Annotated in this window: 21 protein-coding genes and 2 pseudogenes; 14 read left to right on the top strand and 9 right to left on the bottom strand. The window is 32.6% G+C overall.

Annotated elements, in window-relative coordinates:
• Nucleotides 1–162: 162 nt before the first annotated feature.
• Nucleotides 163–702 carry a GNAT family N-acetyltransferase gene (locus tag BFA01S_RS08140; RefSeq protein ID WP_066228185.1) on the bottom strand — a complete coding sequence of 180 codons (540 nt, stop codon included), beginning with the start codon at nucleotides 700–702 and terminating at the stop codon, nucleotides 163–165.
• Between the two features lie 256 nt (nucleotides 703–958).
• On the opposite strand from BFA01S_RS08140, the gene BFA01S_RS08145 reads away from it, so the two are divergent.
• Both BFA01S_RS08145 and BFA01S_RS08155 read left to right on the top strand, forming a co-directional pair.
• A complete protein-coding gene (locus tag BFA01S_RS08145; RefSeq protein WP_066228188.1) occupies nucleotides 959–1,489 on the top strand; it encodes a GNAT family N-acetyltransferase in 531 nt (176 codons plus the stop codon).
• A gap of 663 nt (nucleotides 1,490–2,152) precedes the next feature.
• Complete coding sequence (locus BFA01S_RS08155) at nucleotides 2,153–2,656, top strand: spore coat protein (protein ID WP_066228194.1); 504 nt, start codon at nucleotides 2,153–2,155, stop codon at nucleotides 2,654–2,656.
• 518 nt (nucleotides 2,657–3,174) lie between these two features.
• Here the strand turns inward: BFA01S_RS08155 and BFA01S_RS08160 are convergent.
• The gene (locus BFA01S_RS08160; RefSeq protein ID WP_066228201.1) at nucleotides 3,175–3,363 is read right to left on the bottom strand and encodes a hypothetical protein; all 189 of its coding nucleotides are present in this window, start codon (nucleotides 3,361–3,363) and stop codon (nucleotides 3,175–3,177) included.
• Between the two features lie 145 nt (nucleotides 3,364–3,508).
• On the opposite strand from BFA01S_RS08160, the pseudogene BFA01S_RS23210 reads away from it, so the two are divergent.
• The 3 genes and pseudogenes from BFA01S_RS23210 to BFA01S_RS22350 all read left to right on the top strand — a co-directional run.
• Nucleotides 3,509–3,754: pseudogene (locus tag BFA01S_RS23210) on the top strand (cupin domain-containing protein); the annotation flags it as partial.
• Nucleotides 3,755–3,978: 224 nt separating this feature from the next.
• A complete protein-coding gene (locus BFA01S_RS08165) occupies nucleotides 3,979–4,167 on the top strand; it encodes a DUF4083 family protein (RefSeq protein WP_066228205.1) in 189 nt (62 codons plus the stop codon).
• A 379-nt stretch (nucleotides 4,168–4,546) separates the two neighbouring features.
• Nucleotides 4,547–4,690, top strand: a complete 144-nt coding sequence (locus BFA01S_RS22350) for a hypothetical protein (RefSeq protein WP_156483567.1) — start codon at nucleotides 4,547–4,549, stop codon at nucleotides 4,688–4,690.
• 447 nt (nucleotides 4,691–5,137) lie between these two features.
• On the opposite strand, the gene BFA01S_RS22355 is transcribed toward BFA01S_RS22350, so the two are convergent.
• Nucleotides 5,138–5,281, bottom strand: coding sequence for a hypothetical protein (locus BFA01S_RS22355; RefSeq protein ID WP_156483568.1), 144 nt, complete (start codon nucleotides 5,279–5,281; stop codon nucleotides 5,138–5,140).
• 34 nt (nucleotides 5,282–5,315) lie between these two features.
• The gene (locus tag BFA01S_RS22780; RefSeq protein ID WP_169800447.1) at nucleotides 5,316–5,453 is read right to left on the bottom strand and encodes a hypothetical protein; all 138 of its coding nucleotides are present in this window, start codon (nucleotides 5,451–5,453) and stop codon (nucleotides 5,316–5,318) included.
• Between the two features lie 100 nt (nucleotides 5,454–5,553).
• Between BFA01S_RS22780 and BFA01S_RS08170 the strand changes: the two genes are divergently transcribed.
• The 6 genes from BFA01S_RS08170 to BFA01S_RS08185 all read left to right on the top strand — a co-directional run bounded on the left by BFA01S_RS08170 (nucleotide 5,554) and on the right by BFA01S_RS08185 (nucleotide 8,139).
• Nucleotides 5,554–5,670 carry a YjcZ family sporulation protein gene (locus BFA01S_RS08170; RefSeq protein WP_066228208.1) on the top strand — a complete coding sequence of 39 codons (117 nt, stop codon included), beginning with the start codon at nucleotides 5,554–5,556 and terminating at the stop codon, nucleotides 5,668–5,670.
• A gap of 241 nt (nucleotides 5,671–5,911) precedes the next feature.
• A complete protein-coding gene (locus BFA01S_RS23085) occupies nucleotides 5,912–6,034 on the top strand; it encodes an anti-repressor SinI family protein (protein ID WP_218011635.1) in 123 nt (40 codons plus the stop codon).
• Between the two features lie 40 nt (nucleotides 6,035–6,074).
• Nucleotides 6,075–6,209, top strand: coding sequence for a hypothetical protein (locus tag BFA01S_RS23415; protein WP_268874834.1), 135 nt, complete (start codon nucleotides 6,075–6,077; stop codon nucleotides 6,207–6,209).
• A 136-nt stretch (nucleotides 6,210–6,345) separates the two neighbouring features.
• Complete coding sequence (locus BFA01S_RS08175; protein WP_066228210.1) at nucleotides 6,346–6,849, top strand: hypothetical protein; 504 nt, start codon at nucleotides 6,346–6,348, stop codon at nucleotides 6,847–6,849.
• 188 nt (nucleotides 6,850–7,037) lie between these two features.
• The gene (locus tag BFA01S_RS08180; RefSeq protein WP_066228212.1) at nucleotides 7,038–7,553 is read left to right on the top strand and encodes a DUF3189 family protein; all 516 of its coding nucleotides are present in this window, start codon (nucleotides 7,038–7,040) and stop codon (nucleotides 7,551–7,553) included.
• 295 nt (nucleotides 7,554–7,848) lie between these two features.
• Nucleotides 7,849–8,139, top strand: a complete 291-nt coding sequence (locus BFA01S_RS08185) for a hypothetical protein (RefSeq protein WP_066228215.1) — start codon at nucleotides 7,849–7,851, stop codon at nucleotides 8,137–8,139.
• A gap of 151 nt (nucleotides 8,140–8,290) precedes the next feature.
• Here the strand turns inward: BFA01S_RS08185 and BFA01S_RS22360 are convergent, their stop codons facing one another.
• The 3 genes from BFA01S_RS22360 to BFA01S_RS23215 form a co-directional block, all read right to left on the bottom strand.
• On the bottom strand, nucleotides 8,291–8,461 hold the full coding sequence (locus BFA01S_RS22360) for a hypothetical protein (RefSeq protein WP_156483569.1): 171 nt from the start codon (nucleotides 8,459–8,461) through the stop codon (nucleotides 8,291–8,293).
• The gene (locus tag BFA01S_RS08190; protein ID WP_066228218.1) at nucleotides 8,451–8,726 is read right to left on the bottom strand and encodes a hypothetical protein; all 276 of its coding nucleotides are present in this window, start codon (nucleotides 8,724–8,726) and stop codon (nucleotides 8,451–8,453) included. Before BFA01S_RS08190 ends, BFA01S_RS22360 begins: the two co-directional genes overlap by 11 nt.
• 162 nt (nucleotides 8,727–8,888) lie before the next feature.
• Nucleotides 8,889–9,062 carry a RusA family crossover junction endodeoxyribonuclease gene (locus BFA01S_RS23215; RefSeq protein WP_235842994.1) on the bottom strand — a complete coding sequence of 58 codons (174 nt, stop codon included), beginning with the start codon at nucleotides 9,060–9,062 and terminating at the stop codon, nucleotides 8,889–8,891.
• A gap of 123 nt (nucleotides 9,063–9,185) precedes the next feature.
• Between BFA01S_RS23215 and BFA01S_RS23220 the strand changes: the two are divergent.
• Nucleotides 9,186–9,731 (top strand): annotated as a pseudogene (locus BFA01S_RS23220) (site-specific integrase).
• A 1,098-nt stretch (nucleotides 9,732–10,829) separates the two neighbouring features.
• On the opposite strand, the gene BFA01S_RS08200 reads toward BFA01S_RS23220, so the two are convergent.
• Nucleotides 10,830–11,045 (bottom strand): TM2 domain-containing protein, encoded by a 216-nt coding sequence (locus tag BFA01S_RS08200; protein WP_066228224.1) that lies wholly within the window; start codon nucleotides 11,043–11,045, stop codon nucleotides 10,830–10,832.
• 382 nt (nucleotides 11,046–11,427) lie between these two features.
• Complete coding sequence (locus tag BFA01S_RS08205; protein WP_066228225.1) at nucleotides 11,428–11,682, bottom strand: hypothetical protein; 255 nt, start codon at nucleotides 11,680–11,682, stop codon at nucleotides 11,428–11,430.
• Between the two features lie 883 nt (nucleotides 11,683–12,565).
• Between BFA01S_RS08205 and BFA01S_RS08210 the strand changes: the two genes are divergently transcribed.
• Together BFA01S_RS08210 and BFA01S_RS08215 are read left to right on the top strand one after the other, a co-directional pair.
• Entirely contained in the window at nucleotides 12,566–13,231 is a 666-nt protein-coding gene (locus tag BFA01S_RS08210; protein WP_235842995.1) for a GntR family transcriptional regulator, read from the top strand.
• Nucleotides 13,232–13,636: 405 nt separating this feature from the next.
• Nucleotides 13,637–14,464 (top strand): aspartate/glutamate racemase family protein, encoded by an 828-nt coding sequence (locus tag BFA01S_RS08215; protein WP_218011636.1) that lies wholly within the window; start codon nucleotides 13,637–13,639, stop codon nucleotides 14,462–14,464.
• Nucleotides 14,465–15,050: the final 586 nt, after the last annotated feature.

The raw sequence follows: 15,050 nt of genomic DNA on the forward strand, positions 1-15,050 counted from the left end.
ATACAGCCTTTAAGGTGTTACGTGCGGAAACGGCAGGCCATTGTTTCACCATACCTTGCATCAGATTTTCACCAATTGTATTCCCGTGACGATCGTGCACAATAATGCTAGGCTCAGGTTACTCCCCCTGTACAGCTAGTAACCTTCATTGCCATTCGCTCACTAGTATCTATAATCTGATTTAATAACTCCATACACTTCGACATCTTCATATACTTCTGCTTGAAGAATAGGCTGTTTCAATGTTCCTTCTATTTCCATTCCAACTTTTTTCATAACTTTTATGGAAGCAGGATTCTTAGATAGTGCCATAGCCCAGATTCGATTGAGGATGAGTTCCTTAAAACCAAAGTTCATAATTGCTCTAGCAGCTTCTGTCGCATAACCATTTCCCCAATAATTTTTACCGACCCAATAAGCTAATTCTCCTTTATTATGTTGCTTATCAACTCTTAATGTCATAGTTCCGACTACTAAACTGTTATCTCTTAAAACAATTGCTAATGGATAAACATCACCATTTTTTATTAACTGTGGATGGTTCTTAATCCAATTTTCTGCTGCCTCACTAGGATAAGGATGAGGTATACCTAGAGTAGTTTTAGCAACTTCTTTGTCTCCTGCTAATTCCTGAACTCTTGGGGCATCTTCGAGTTTAAATGGACGAAGAATTAGACGTTCTGTTTGTAAATTTAAAAACATAATGACACCTTCCTTTAATTTATCTTAAATTAGTTAAATAATAACATATTTTTACAGTTATTCTGATTTATTTAGAGTTTACTATGCAGAATCTACCTTTTGTTTTATTATATTTTGAAAATTTGACATAATTAAACTATTGCTTTAGTGTTGTTAATGTAAAAATTTGTATCATTAGTATCCGAAGGGAATGAACTATGCGCAGATATCAATATTTTCAACTCAATTAGCAATATAAAAAATGGAGGGAAAATTATTGAATACTGATTTATATACCAAAAGATTGCATTTAAGAAAAATGAATATAACTGATTCATCTGGCTTGTTTAAAATATGGTCTGACCCTGATGTTACCTCGTTTATGAACATCGATAATTTTACTGATGAGAGCCAAGTAGAAGATATGATCAATCTTTTTAATAAACTCTCTCAAGAAAATAGGGCTACTCGCTTTACCATTATCGAACAGGAATCGAATGAAATCATTGGTTCTTGTGGATACAACTCATTAGATTTTGAAAATGTAAAAGCAGAAGTTGGATACGATATTGGTAAAGGTTTTTGGGGCAAAGGATATGCACCAGAAGCTTTATCAGTTCTAATTGAATACGCATTTGAAACTTTAAATTTTAATAGGATAGAAGCCAAGGTTTCTCCAGAGAACTTCAATTCCATTAAAGTTTTACAAAAACTAAACTTTACATTTGAAGGAACCCTTAGAAAATCCGAAAAATTAAAAGGGGAATTTATTGACATTAACATGTATTCAAAGCTAAAAACTGATTAAGTTTTCTTGCCTATACTTCTCTGAGGTATAGGCTTTTTTATAAAATTAATAGTGTAATTATTAAACTCTCCTATCATTTTGTTTCATTAAATTTTCAAATTGTTCATTTCTAATATTGAAATCATAAATTAACAACTTTTGGACAAACTGAATGTTGGCAGTGCTAAAATCTTGATTTGTATATTAACAAAAGGAGGAGAAAATAATGTCTAGTATCAACGACCTTACTATTCAAAAGAAGATGGAAAATATATTTAATAACACTTGTGGAACATGGCAAAACTGTACCGAGTCAAATATCCAATCATTCCTAGAACATTGCCAGGAACAGAATATAGACTCACAATATTGCATGAGTTGGGTGGAACAACACAAAGCACACATACCTGATTGGTCTACCGTTTCAAAAGTATCTCTTGACTGGATTAATGAACATACTTCAACTGGTTCACCAATTTCATTTACTGAATAGTATTTTAGCTACGAAGTGGAGAGGATTTCTAACTCTCCACTTTAATTGTATTCTGTCTATTACGAAACAAAATGCTTATTTTGCTTCTTATTAATTTTAAAAATAGTATAAGCCTAAAATTGAATAAACAAAGTCCCAACTCCTTCATCTTGAATACAGTTATAAAGAGTATTATTTAGGAGGTAAGTTAAATGGAACAAAGTTATTCGCGCTCCCCTCAACATCTTGCATGGCATGAAACAATGGAAATCCATGAATTAGTCGCTTTTCAATCAATTGGGCTAATTAAATTAAAAAAAGCATATCGTAAGATTACCGATCCTGAATTAAAAGATTTATATAGACAATCTATTAATGGAATAAGTAAAAATATTAGGGAACTTCTTCATTTTTATCCTATGGCACCAAAACCTGAACGGAATGATGAAGAACGAAACGATAACTTACCATTTTATTCTGGAGATTTATTAGGTTTAGCAAAAACTTCTGTCAGAAACTATGCTATTGCAATTACTGAAACAGCAACACCTTCTCTAAGAAATGTACTAACCCAGCAACTACTACGAGCCATCGATACACATACGAAAATTTACAACTATATGTATAAAAGAGGCTACTATCCTTCGTATAATTTAAATAAATTGCTTAACAATGATGTAAACATCGCTAATAAAGCCCTTTCTACACCAATGTAAGATATAGTCTTTTTTTATGATATGAATAAGTTTGTGAAATTTAAACATAATAATTATTGGTACAAGGAAAAGCCAATTTCGATTTCCTCCTGGGAGACTAGCAGTCATTTCCTTGTACTGCCCTCGAACCATATGTTTATTTTGATTAATAAATCGATCTTCCTAATACTTAGATATTTTTATCAAACATCTTGGAACCTTCTTCAGCTAGCTACATACTATAAATCGGGCTCGCAAAACGTCTGAGACTTTGGCTACCTTCCAGTAGGTAGTCTTTTTTTATGAACGTATTAATTATCTCAATTTGGGCAGAATGACTATTGGTACAAGGTTAGACTAATTTTGATTCCCTTTAATTAGACTAGCGACCTTTACCTTGTACCCCCTTATAAAGTTGAATTTTCAACATGTTTCGTTAATAGCAAAGTTCGGGTATGTTAACTACATAGTGCAAGCAAAGCCAATTTCTTATATTGATGGTGGAACTAGCAATCCTTGCACTGTCCCCCGAAACATATTTACTCTTGTGTTTCCAACAGCTTTATTAAAGCCACTGGTATTGAATCAGATATTCCAGGATAGTATAGACTTTCAGCACTCGCATAAATTAAAGATCCTTTATCATCAAGTCTCCCTTTACCTTTACAAATTTGTCCCCAGTTATCCCACAAGATATTCTTAGTGACCTGAAATTTAATATCTTCCATTTATCGAACCTCCTAATAAAAATTAATGGTTATTTTTTGAAACTTTTTCCAAATCTTTCGTAAAATATAGACAAACTATGGACTTAATTTCCGAAAAAAGATAGGTTAGTTGTGAGCAGACTATTATTCTGCTCTTTTGTGATGAAGAAATAACTGGCATATTCATCGTGATGGATTTCAACTTTTATTAGCAACTGGTGGCGAAGGCTGGTACCAAGAGGAAGGGAAACCAGCTCAATTCTTAAAAGCTGGCGATTTTATTGTCACCCATGATGGTGTAAAACACTGGCATAGTACTGCAAAAGATAGTTGGTTTGAACACATTGCAATCACTGCAGGTACGCCGGAATGGGTGGAACCTGTCGACGATGAGAGGAAACAAATTGCCTAATTTGTTTAGAAATTGTAGAGATCAGATATTTATAATAAATTTACTTACTTAATTAAGTAAGTCGAAATTAGTCTAGTCTCTAAAAGGATCTTTAAGATGCTGCCCATGGTGTGCTCTTAAGGATTTTTTCCCTTTCACAAATTCTGTGCTCATTTTTTTTATTAACTAATGATCTTAAAATGGAATAGTATAATTAACCAAGATTTATATAAGGTGGTATTAATTTGGATAATGGTTATCCTCTAGTTGAACTAATAAAAACCATTTTTGTTGTTATTACATTTTTATTTGTTGTCTCTGCTTGTTTATTTTTTATTTATTTTCGAATTACAAAGAAACCTAAAGGCTCTAATAAATCCAAACAAAAACTTGACGAAATTATTGAATTACTAGAGAAAGATAAAACCGTTTAATCTGTTTATCTTTTTTATTTCTTTAGATTTAACAAGGAAATACTGCGCTTATCAAATTTCCTTACATGAATGCTTGGAACACTTTTAAAGACAAGTGAATAGATTAAATCAAGTCTCCTTTGAATATAAATATGTGAACTACCTTCCAGTAGGTAGTCTTTTTATGAAATGAATCAATTTAAAGAGTTTGGACATAATAAATCCAGGTACAAGGATAATTCAATTTCAATTGTCAGTGACTAGACTAGCATTCATTTCCTTGTACCGTCCCCCGAAACATATTTCTTACTCTGTAACTTATAAAATCACATTTGTTACACATATTTAACTAACGATTGGTTATAACTAAAATATCATTACATATAAAGGGAGCTACAAAATGGGTAAAAATCATAATGGAAAACTTCTCGCAATTATATGGATGCTTGTTGGCAGTACTCTTCTTGCCTCTATTTTCAATATTGTTCTCATTAACTACCTTGTAGAAATCAAGAGAAAAGTGAACGTTTATCTCAGCTGCTAGGAAAATAACTCCTAGTGGTTTTTATTTATTGAAAAGCTCCAAGCATACTTTGATTAACAACTAACTGTCTATCACTTAGATGTTTTATTCAAATCGTACTTGGGTATATGAGTTATTAGTGCAAGGATAAATAATTTTCTGCCTTTACCAAAACTGTCATGTCCTTGCACTCCTCCGAAATATACTTTTAAAATTTTCTTACATAATACCCATTACATTTGTTTAAACTATTCCTTATCAGATTCAATAAAAAGATGAGTTGATATTAATCGGAGTTGATTCAAAATGCTAACAGCTTTACCATTTATCCTCATGTTTCTTCCTCTTTCCTTGTTAATATTTAAAAAGGTTCATTATGGAATAGCTCTTGCCATCTTTTATATAAATATTTTTGTCCAAATGTTTATCCTTCAAATTTTATCTCAAATATAATAACCACCTTTACTCTTAAGTTTCCCAATAAAGAAAGACATACTCTGATTCATGTTCTTTTTTCAATTCATCAATACTTGCGGTTATATCATCCGAAGGTTTCTGTTTATTCATATGTAAAGCATTGTTAACGTTTTGTTTCCATTCTTTTTCATTCATAAAATAATCTCTCCTTTGAAGCATAGTTTGTGTCTTATCTCTCTTTTTTACTCTTTTGTTTCTCAAAATCATCTTTTGTCCAATTCAATTGAACATTAAGTACATATAATAAATAACCACCTTCTGTAGTACATCTTGCACCTTCTAATGGGCACTCATTTTGGGTGTCCATTTATTTTTAAAAACAGGAAAGTAATCTATTGCACATGTCCAAACCATTGAACCTACCATTACATATACTGTATTAACCTTAAGACAAGGAGGTGTAATATATGAGTGGATACACAGGTGGTGGCGGATCTAACTATGGTGCAGGTTTTGCACTAATCGTTGTTCTATTTATCCTTTTAATCATCGTTGGTGTTGCATACCTTGGCGGTGGTTACTAATCTTATTTTTTCAATTAGGGCAGACTACTTTATAAGTGGTCTGCTTTCTAAACTGAATAAAACAGCTTACTTATTAAGTTCTCCTCACCCTAATATGAAAATTATGTCGATTACTTTTTATTTTAACTAGGTATTTTTACACCTTTTATATTAATGTTAATTTGATACAATAAAACCACTTTCATCATATATTTTCCATTTATTCACTAATAAATTACTATTATTTAAGGAGGGAATCCCTATGAAACTTGAAGAAAAAGTATTAGATAAAGAGTGGCAAGAATTAATTCTAATAGCTATTAACACTAGTATAACTGCCGAAGAAATAAAAAAATTCTTTAGTCAATCTTCTAAATCTCCCTAGTTACCAGCTGTACCCCTAAAAATCTCTAATGGGAGTTTCTATGGATAAATTAGATAAATTAAAAGAAACAATATCAGACCAACAATGGAAAGAATTGGTCTGGATCACTTTAAGTACTGGTATGACTTTAGAAGAAATAAAGGAATTCTTCCCTAACTCTTTTAGACCTAAGTAGATCTTTTCTATTTGGCAAAACGTATTTACTTTTTTGTTTCATTAAATTATTCTGTGTTCTAAAATAGGGTTAATTATTCATCCCCATCACTACTTAGCAGATTTTCTACACTAACATTAAAAGGAAGAAATTTTATATGATAATTACTGATATAGAACTAATACAAATCACTTGGAAAGGTCCATATAGTTTAAATGAACTTGATTTATTACAAAATAATGTAACAGATTATGGAATCTATACTATATACGGCACTCACATGATTTATGGTAAAGACGTATTATTATACATAGGCAAAGCAGATCAACAAACTCTCGGCAAAAGAATCTCACAAGAAGGATGGGATAACACTAATGATTCAAACAATCATAAAATCTATGTGGGAAGATTACATGGTCCTATAAATCCCTCTAATCAAATATGGTCGAAACAAATAGCATTAGCCGAAAGTTTACTTATTTATGTCCACAAACCTGCATATAATCAAAAGAACATTTCTTCGATACCTGATACAGACTTACAAAACATTCATATTCTAAATTGGGGAGACCATCGAGCTTTACTACCAGAAGTTTCAGGGACTAGGTGGACTTCCAAATTAGATGACACAATATATGAAATGTATAAATATGAATGTTAAAACATATCAATATAAGCCATTAGAACTTTGCTTTTCTTTAGTAAAGTTCTATTTTATTTAACATGTAAAAGATCTGTAGGAAACTGGCTGCTTAATTTGTTACATTAAAAATTTTCATTTAGAGAAATGTTTACTTATCTTTCAAGTTGGTCAAACTATTAATTGGCTATTTTTGAAAGGATGATTACATGATATTTATTTATAATGATTATGGTGGTACTCATACTACATCTTTGGCTGCAGCTCTCCATTTACAAATCCTTAAACCACCATCCACTCCGTTAACAAAAGAAGAAATTCTAGCAGTTCCTTTTTTCAATAAATTGACCAAAAAAGATTTTGGTAAGCTTATTTTTCATGGAAAAGATAGAGACGGACACCTTGTTTATACGTTAGGTAGAAAATCACAAAAGCTTGTGGTTCCTTCTCTTATAGATTTTGGATTACTGCTTTTTGAGCATTTCCAAGTAGGAGAGCGCATTATATTTTCTAATACCTCACCCACTGTCCCTATACCTATGTCCTTAGGAGGTTTTTTTTCCAGAGGATTAAAAATAGATAGTATAGGTGTACCTTTTTTAGTAATGGGAGCAAAAAAATGTATTCATAACATTTATGAATTAGTGGAAAATACTAAACAAACAGCTCTTACGCCAACACAAGAAAAAATTATTGTTTTAGAAAACCGCCAATATCAAAAGTAATTAGAATTTTTATCAACCAGCTGCATATTATAAATAGAAATTTGAAACGTCTTTCTGAGTTTGACTACCTCCCCACGGATAGTCTTTTTTATTTGTTATGAAACATAATAATTCTTGTGTCCACTTAATTATCAAAATGTACATCAAGCTAATATCCAGTTGAAAAAATTTAGATTTTATAATATTTTCACTTTAAATCCTTTACCCCTTTTACATCTTTGAAAAAATAGGCTCAACCTTTGGATAGTATAAACATAGGCTAAAATGTATAAGTTTATTAAAAGGAGCTACTTTTATGCATAGTAATTCTTATCAATGGTATTCAAATCCCAATCATTGGAATCGAGTCCAAAATCCTTATCAACAACAACCTCATAACCTTCAGACCCAACAGTTAAAACAACACACACTTTCAACCGTGGAACCCATTGTTCAATATGGTCTTAAAGAAGCTCAAGTTACCTCTTATCTGCACGCAATGAGGGAGGCATCAGCAATAAGTTATTTAATTGGAAGAGGATATGATCCACAAACTGCTCATCAAATTGTCGAGTCTTGGGAAGTAAATGAAATGTTTTATCCCTAAGAAGAGACACAAAGATATTTGAATATCAAAAAACCTGAAAGACAGGGGGAAATCTTCTCTGTCTTTTATACTTTTAATAGACAAATTAAATTTGCTTTTATTACACATTTTGTTTCTTATATAAATTAGGAAACATAATACAAATTGTGTTTTATATACTGTCTTCCGTTACCCACATCTGATGTGGATTGCTGTTCAGCTCAATGATTCGATTCTCTGCTTTCTGAGCTTTTTCCAGCCATTCCGGATCACCAGTTGTACGGAAATTATTTAATCCTTCTTTCATGTGGTAAAGCAGTATTTTTAATGTCTTATCCGGCATTGCTTAGCCCCTCCTCAAATAAACTTAGTTGTTCAATTTCCCCTTGTTCACACGCTGGTAAACTATCAACTTCAGAAAAATCTGTGAACCATTCTAACGGAAAATATCCTCTATGCTGTTTTAACTCATAACCAAAATAAACATAGCAATGTGTTTTACGGGGAACGATAAAATATTCAATACGTTCAACATTTGAATATCCTATCTCTTCCACTGATTTGAAGAAATGAGCGATATATACCTTCTCCCGATCAAGCTCAAACATGATATACCTCTTGTCCAATTAACTCACGACCTTCCATCCATCACGTAACCGACTATTCAAATCATATCTTTGTAATGGCTCATACAAATGAACGCGATTGCCATCTTCAAAACGGAATCAAAGGTACCATTTACGACCATGATCTCGCTTAGCCCTAGCCATTTATTTCAGCTCGTTAATTACGATTTCCATACCGGGTACTTCACCATAACTTTTTACTGCTGTTACTTTTGCGACTTGATTATCATCCTGCCAAACTAGCTTATTAAGAGCATCAAAAACTCCTTTTACTAGATTATCTGTATCAGGCTTTTTCGTATGGTATTCACCAATCACTTACTGCTTCTTCACATTTGACCAACTTTTCGGAATCGACATATTGAAAAAATCTCTACCTCTAATGCACCATTTAACGAAAGAAGAAGTTGCTATTTTCATGGAACTGCGAAAAAACCACAAATTCATCATTATATTATCGCTCTACTCCTTCTCAGAACTGGGTTAAGGAAAGTTGAAATGCTTGCGCTTCATTGGGATGACATTGATCTAGAGAATAAAACTTTATCAGTAACTAAATCTAGAAACGAATTCGGCATAAAAAAACCGAAAACAAAATCAAGTATTCACACAATCAATATTGATAACACACTTATAGAAGAACTCAAAAAATATAAGACCTGACAAAAGAAAAACAAATTAAAATATGGATTAGCGTACCGAGACTCAAACTTTGTAATTACTTGCCATAATGGAGCTGAAATGGGTACTTTCGGAGTGAATAGAGTAATGGAAGCTATTTTAAAGAAAACAAATCTACACCGCATTTCCCCACATGGATTACGTCATACACACGCAATCATGCTTTTGGAAAGTGGTATAGATATAAAAACTGTTAGTGAGCGCCTTGGGCATCCAACTATCAATATGACAGCTGATGTTTATCTTCATATTACGAAGAAACATGAAGAAAGTATATTAAAATTAGAACGTTATTTAAATGATTAGTGGGCAAATCAAAAACAAAGCCTCACAACCCCCGCTACATCACGCGCTTAAACATCTTCTCCATCTCATACATCGAGTAATAGGTGACGAAAATAACGAAGAATAATGAGTAACAAACGTTATTATATCAAGCTTTTATCACTTCATCTAAAATTAAATAAAATGAGAATATGGATAAAGGTGGGCAAAAAGTGGGCAACACTATTCTGCCCACTTTCTTATTTTATCTCCTAATAATTGAATCTCTTCTACTTTGCTTCCATATTCCTCTAATTTAACAGTAACATCTGCATTATCAACTACAATTCTAAGTCCATTACATTCAATTACAAAAGGAATATTTCCAAGTCTATTATTATGGTTATTCTTATATCCCTGAAGGGTATTTCTAAGGGAGATCTCTAAATGAAAATGACTGTTACAAAAAAAGAGCTACTTTTAAAGTTGTATCACGAAAACAAGATGTCCTGTAATGATAGTAGAACTATGAATTAATAAAATTTTAGATAAATGGGTGTTTTCATACAAAAAAAACAATACCTTTCTCCATTTTGGAAAAGGTATTGTTTTTTATTAAATGGCTCCACTTACTTCTTTTAAATCAGCTAAGTAAATTTCAATGTACTAATTAATATAAATTTTAGGAAATCCAATTCAGGAGATTTCCTTTATTCTTGTTAAACTAAAGCACCCTTTAGTTTAACAATCTTTTTTACACCTCAAAAAACTCAATCCCTTAAATGTGTTGTCCATTCAAAAAGACGCTTTCTTATTAAAGGAAAGCACCCGACTGTGGTAGATACATTATCCTCAATTACTCTTTGAATTAAAAAAAGTTCATAATTAACCTCCTCGCATTATTTTTCTTTTGTAGCTTTCGAATAAAGTTCAATTAAAAGCATGTTGCAAACGTTGATTTTATAATAGAAGAAACCCACGCATTTTGATCAAAGATTGATCAAAATGCGTGAGTGTGGTTTTATAAAAAAAGATTGATTAAAATATCAATTTTTCACAAAAGACCTTAATATAGATTATTAAGGTCTTTTTAAATAACTTTGAATAAACAGGTATTATGTTTAGAAAATATATGATTGCTTAGTTCATTTTTATCAGTTTATTTTCACTGTCTTTAAAGTTACCAATGATGATAATAATAAGATCAATTAAAGACCAAATCCCAAAACCACCAAATGTGATTAGCATTAAAATGCCTGTCCCTATTTTACCAACAAAGAAGCGATGAGCTCCTATTCCTCCTAGGAAAAAACATAGTAATAATGTTACTAGCCAATTTTTTTCTGATAAAGTCATGTAGTATCCTCCTAACAAAAACTATATAAAATTATAGGTTTTTTAAAAGGAATTGACAAGAGATTTTTAAATTTATATTTTTTGAAACAAATATATACAATAAGGTGAAAAATATGGGTATTAATATATTAAATTTTTTATATTTTAGCAAATAGAAGTAATTAAGTGAATATTTATTAGATATTTATTCATATTGAATATTCATGAAAGTATCAACGTTACTTTAAAATAAAGTTTGATCAAAAATATCTTGTAAGCCTAGATTTTACGATAAATAATAAAAATCCATTTTGAAAAAAAGTTTGATCATTTTTTGTTCCTTCTTCAATAAAAGCACCCGTTAGTGGAACAGGATTAAGAATTTATAACCCTTTTAAAAACATTACTCTTTTGCAATTTCTATAAAAATTTGTTTCTCTTTGTTTGGGATTTCATCCATTTTTTTATATTTCTTGATTTCTCCCGTTTGATAATTGAGTATCGTATATCCACTTTCTCCGATAATATAAACCAAAGTTTTTATTTCTTTATATTTAAATATGATGAACTCAATATCTTCTTGGGTTTCATTATTATATAATCCATTTGAAGTAGGACCCGACATAATCTGAAATGTTCCGTCTCCGTAAATTTCCACTGTATCTCACCAGCTGGTCATGTTCTTTTCTAACAGTAAATCCCTCGATTTCTAAAGAAGCTTTTACTTGTCTTATTGCTTCTTTTGTAGATTTATTCTTCAGGAAACGTTGACCCTGTATGGTTATTAACGTACACTGGAACTATTATTACATAATTTAAAATCCCTAAACTCAACGCGGTCGGTGACATCCGTTTTAAGCTACATCAGTACCCGTTCGGTTACCTTTAAGTGAAGCTTTGGAAATCATCCTAAGCTTTTTTTGTATAGGATGTCTTTGTGAATCTAGTTATTAAAATTAAACTATATGCCTAAAGCAGCCAAGCTCCGAAGTATGTGGTACTGGCTGTTTGTAGATTTGGAAAGATAGTATTGAAGTAGTATCTAGCAACATTCCAGACAAAGCAATGCTACTTCTATAACCTGTTTACTAATTTAGTTGACTAACTAATAATAGTTTTATTATATTAAATTAGGAATTATTTACCAATTCTAGTGATAAAGAATTTCTTTTTAAAAAATTCCCAAAAAACAGTTGCGTTTCAAAAAAATATATAGTATTCTAAGTTTACAAATTAATAGAAAGCGCTTTCAAAATTGTATACAATTAAGTACGCTAAACGATATACAAAGTATAAATGAACTGTATATGATAGTGTACCAATAAGAGATACAATTTTTTTTAAGTTATATTGTATACAATAAAGTGTGCAAAGTGTTATACAATTTCTAAATCTATAGATTTCTTTTCTATATAAGCTTAAAAATTTTACAGTAAATTGTTTATAATATGGTATTCAAAAAATAGTTATTATTTTTTGTGATAGCACGCATACAGTAACGTACATAATTAAGTATTCTATATAGATGAGAGGTTGTTATAGTGAATAGAAAAGAGTTAGAAATTTATAAGAAAATTAAGCAAGCCATTATTTTGCAAAAGCTTAAACCTAATACACAGTTAGTTGAAAAAGAGCTTGCTGAGTCTTTCGATGTTAGTCGTACACCTATACGTAATGTTTTGCGAAGATTACAGTATGAAAGGCTTGTAAAGATTATTGAGCATAAAGGTGCTTTCGTAGCTGGTTCAACAATTGAAGAGGCAAAAGAAGTGTTTGAAATGCGAAGAATTTTAGAAGTTGCAGCCGTTCGAAAAGCTTGTCGTTTATCTACAGAAGAGCAAATACGTGAACTTGAGAAGATGGTTGAAGAGGAACAAAATACATACCAACATGTCGATTATATTGAAGCTACACAAATGGCAGGAGAATTCCATTTGAAAATAGCTGAAATGGCAGGTAATTCTTATTTTTATCAGTACTTAGAAGACTTAATTTCCGTAACATATATTATTATTTCAATTTATGGAAGAGGTCAGGCAGAAAAAGGTACATGCCGCCATCACCTTCATATCTTTGACGTTATTAAGAAAAGAGATGAAGATCTGGCTGAAAAGTTATGTATTGAACATTTAAGAGAAATTGAAGATAATCTTCATTTTAATGAGGGGCTCGAGATTTCCACTTCTTTGTCAGAAATCTTTCAATAGCAATTGATTATTGTATGATTTGTAATCGCTTTCTCCTTTGGTCTTAATCAAGTTTCTATTATGTATAAAAGCTTTACTTTCTAAACGATTTATTCTTCTCCTTCTTAATCCTACACACGTAATTCTTTATGAGGGAGAAGAATTTCATTAATCAACCTTGTAGGAGGTGATGCTAATCGAATAGGGTTCATATTAAATTTGTCTCTTTTTTACCGATTCCATACATCACAAACAAACGCTTTTGAAATTTCAGTTATTTTTTGACTGAGTATGATGTAAACGCTACCAAAATGAATTGAAACTTTTATATGGGGGAATTTGTATGAAGTATGGTCTTATTATCAAGGGTGGAAAAGTAGTTTTCAGGGATGAAGTAAAAAATGTAGACATTAAGGAGGAATTTTCGTGAGCTACCGTCCATATCGATCTTCTCAACTGAAGCTCTCAGCTGGTCGCCGAGTCCTGGCTGGGTTAACCGTGCTCGTGTTTTTGCTAGCCGGCTGCTCAGGTGCCGACGACAGTACACAGTCGAGCACTTCCGAAACAGCCAACACTTCCGAAACAGCCAACACCATCGTTCTCATCAATCCGAACTCCAATGAAGACTCGACCCGCTCGATGGTCGACCTCGCCGAGGCGGAGACCGACGGCGTCGTAAATGTTGTGGGAGTCAGTAATGAAGATGCTCCATCGCTGCTGACCACACTTCAGGATATGGAAGAAGCGGTGCCTGGCGTAGTGGCGCTCGGCGTAGAAGCCGCGAAAGATGAGAACGTTGTCGCCATCATCGTCTCAGCCTTCAACGATCCAGGACTTGAGGAATTGCGCGCGAAGGTCGATATCCCGGTGTTCGGCATCGGTGAAGAGGCATTTCATGCCGCCGCGCGGGACGACCGGAAGTTCGGCATCGTAACGGTCACGCCGGACGAGGACTTGATCGAGTCATTCCAGGAGAAAGCCGAGTCGCTTGGTTATTCGCATCTGTATCAGGGTGTCAGGGTCACGCCCGGGGACCCCAAGGAACTGGTCGAGTCACCGGAAAAGCTTGACGCGGCGCTAACTGAAGCGGTACAGGAGTCCGTCAGGTCGGACGGCGCCGAAGCGATCATCATGGGTGGCGGACCGCTGTCGGCGCCTGCTCTCAGAATAGAGGAGCAATTCGAGGAGCCTTTGGTGGTCGCTGTCATCGCGGCAATTAATGCAGCGCTCGGTGTCATCAACGAGACAGAGTAGGTATATGGTATGATTTTTATTTTGAAACAAAAAAGAGCAAGTTGGATTAATGGGTGAAAATATCATCCAACTTGCTCTTTATCTTTTTTAACTGATTTTTTATGGTCTGCCCCCTGTTTCCTTTGTTTTCACGATGTATAAAAGACGAATATTTATAGTAACAAAACTGGAAATTAATTGCGGAGTTTCTTTAATGCTTCTTCCAGTTCCTTAATGTATTTATTGAATTCGTATAGTTTTCCAGTGATGAACTATTCATTATGTTCGAACCCTCCAAAATAAAAATTGCTTATAACAGTTTATCACATTTGTTGTTCAACTAACCTGCCCCTATAGTTGAAGAAGGCTTTAAAGTATCTAAATAAGTACTTTATACAACTCTAGTTAACATAATTGACATTTCACAAAGCAAAAAAGGCCTTTAAGGCCTCTTTTTTATCTACATAATTGATCTCTTATTGGTAACAAAATTTAAAGTTAGTAAGTTCATTAATCTTTTCATAACCGCTAAATCACTTTTTTCTTGGAATAAGAAAAGCATTTTCAGATTTTTCAAATCCAATATAAGGATAATAGTCCATTACTG

This window comes from Metabacillus fastidiosus NBRC 101226 (assembly GCF_001591625.1).
Lineage (GTDB): Bacteria > Bacillota > Bacilli > Bacillales > Bacillaceae > Metabacillus > Metabacillus fastidiosus.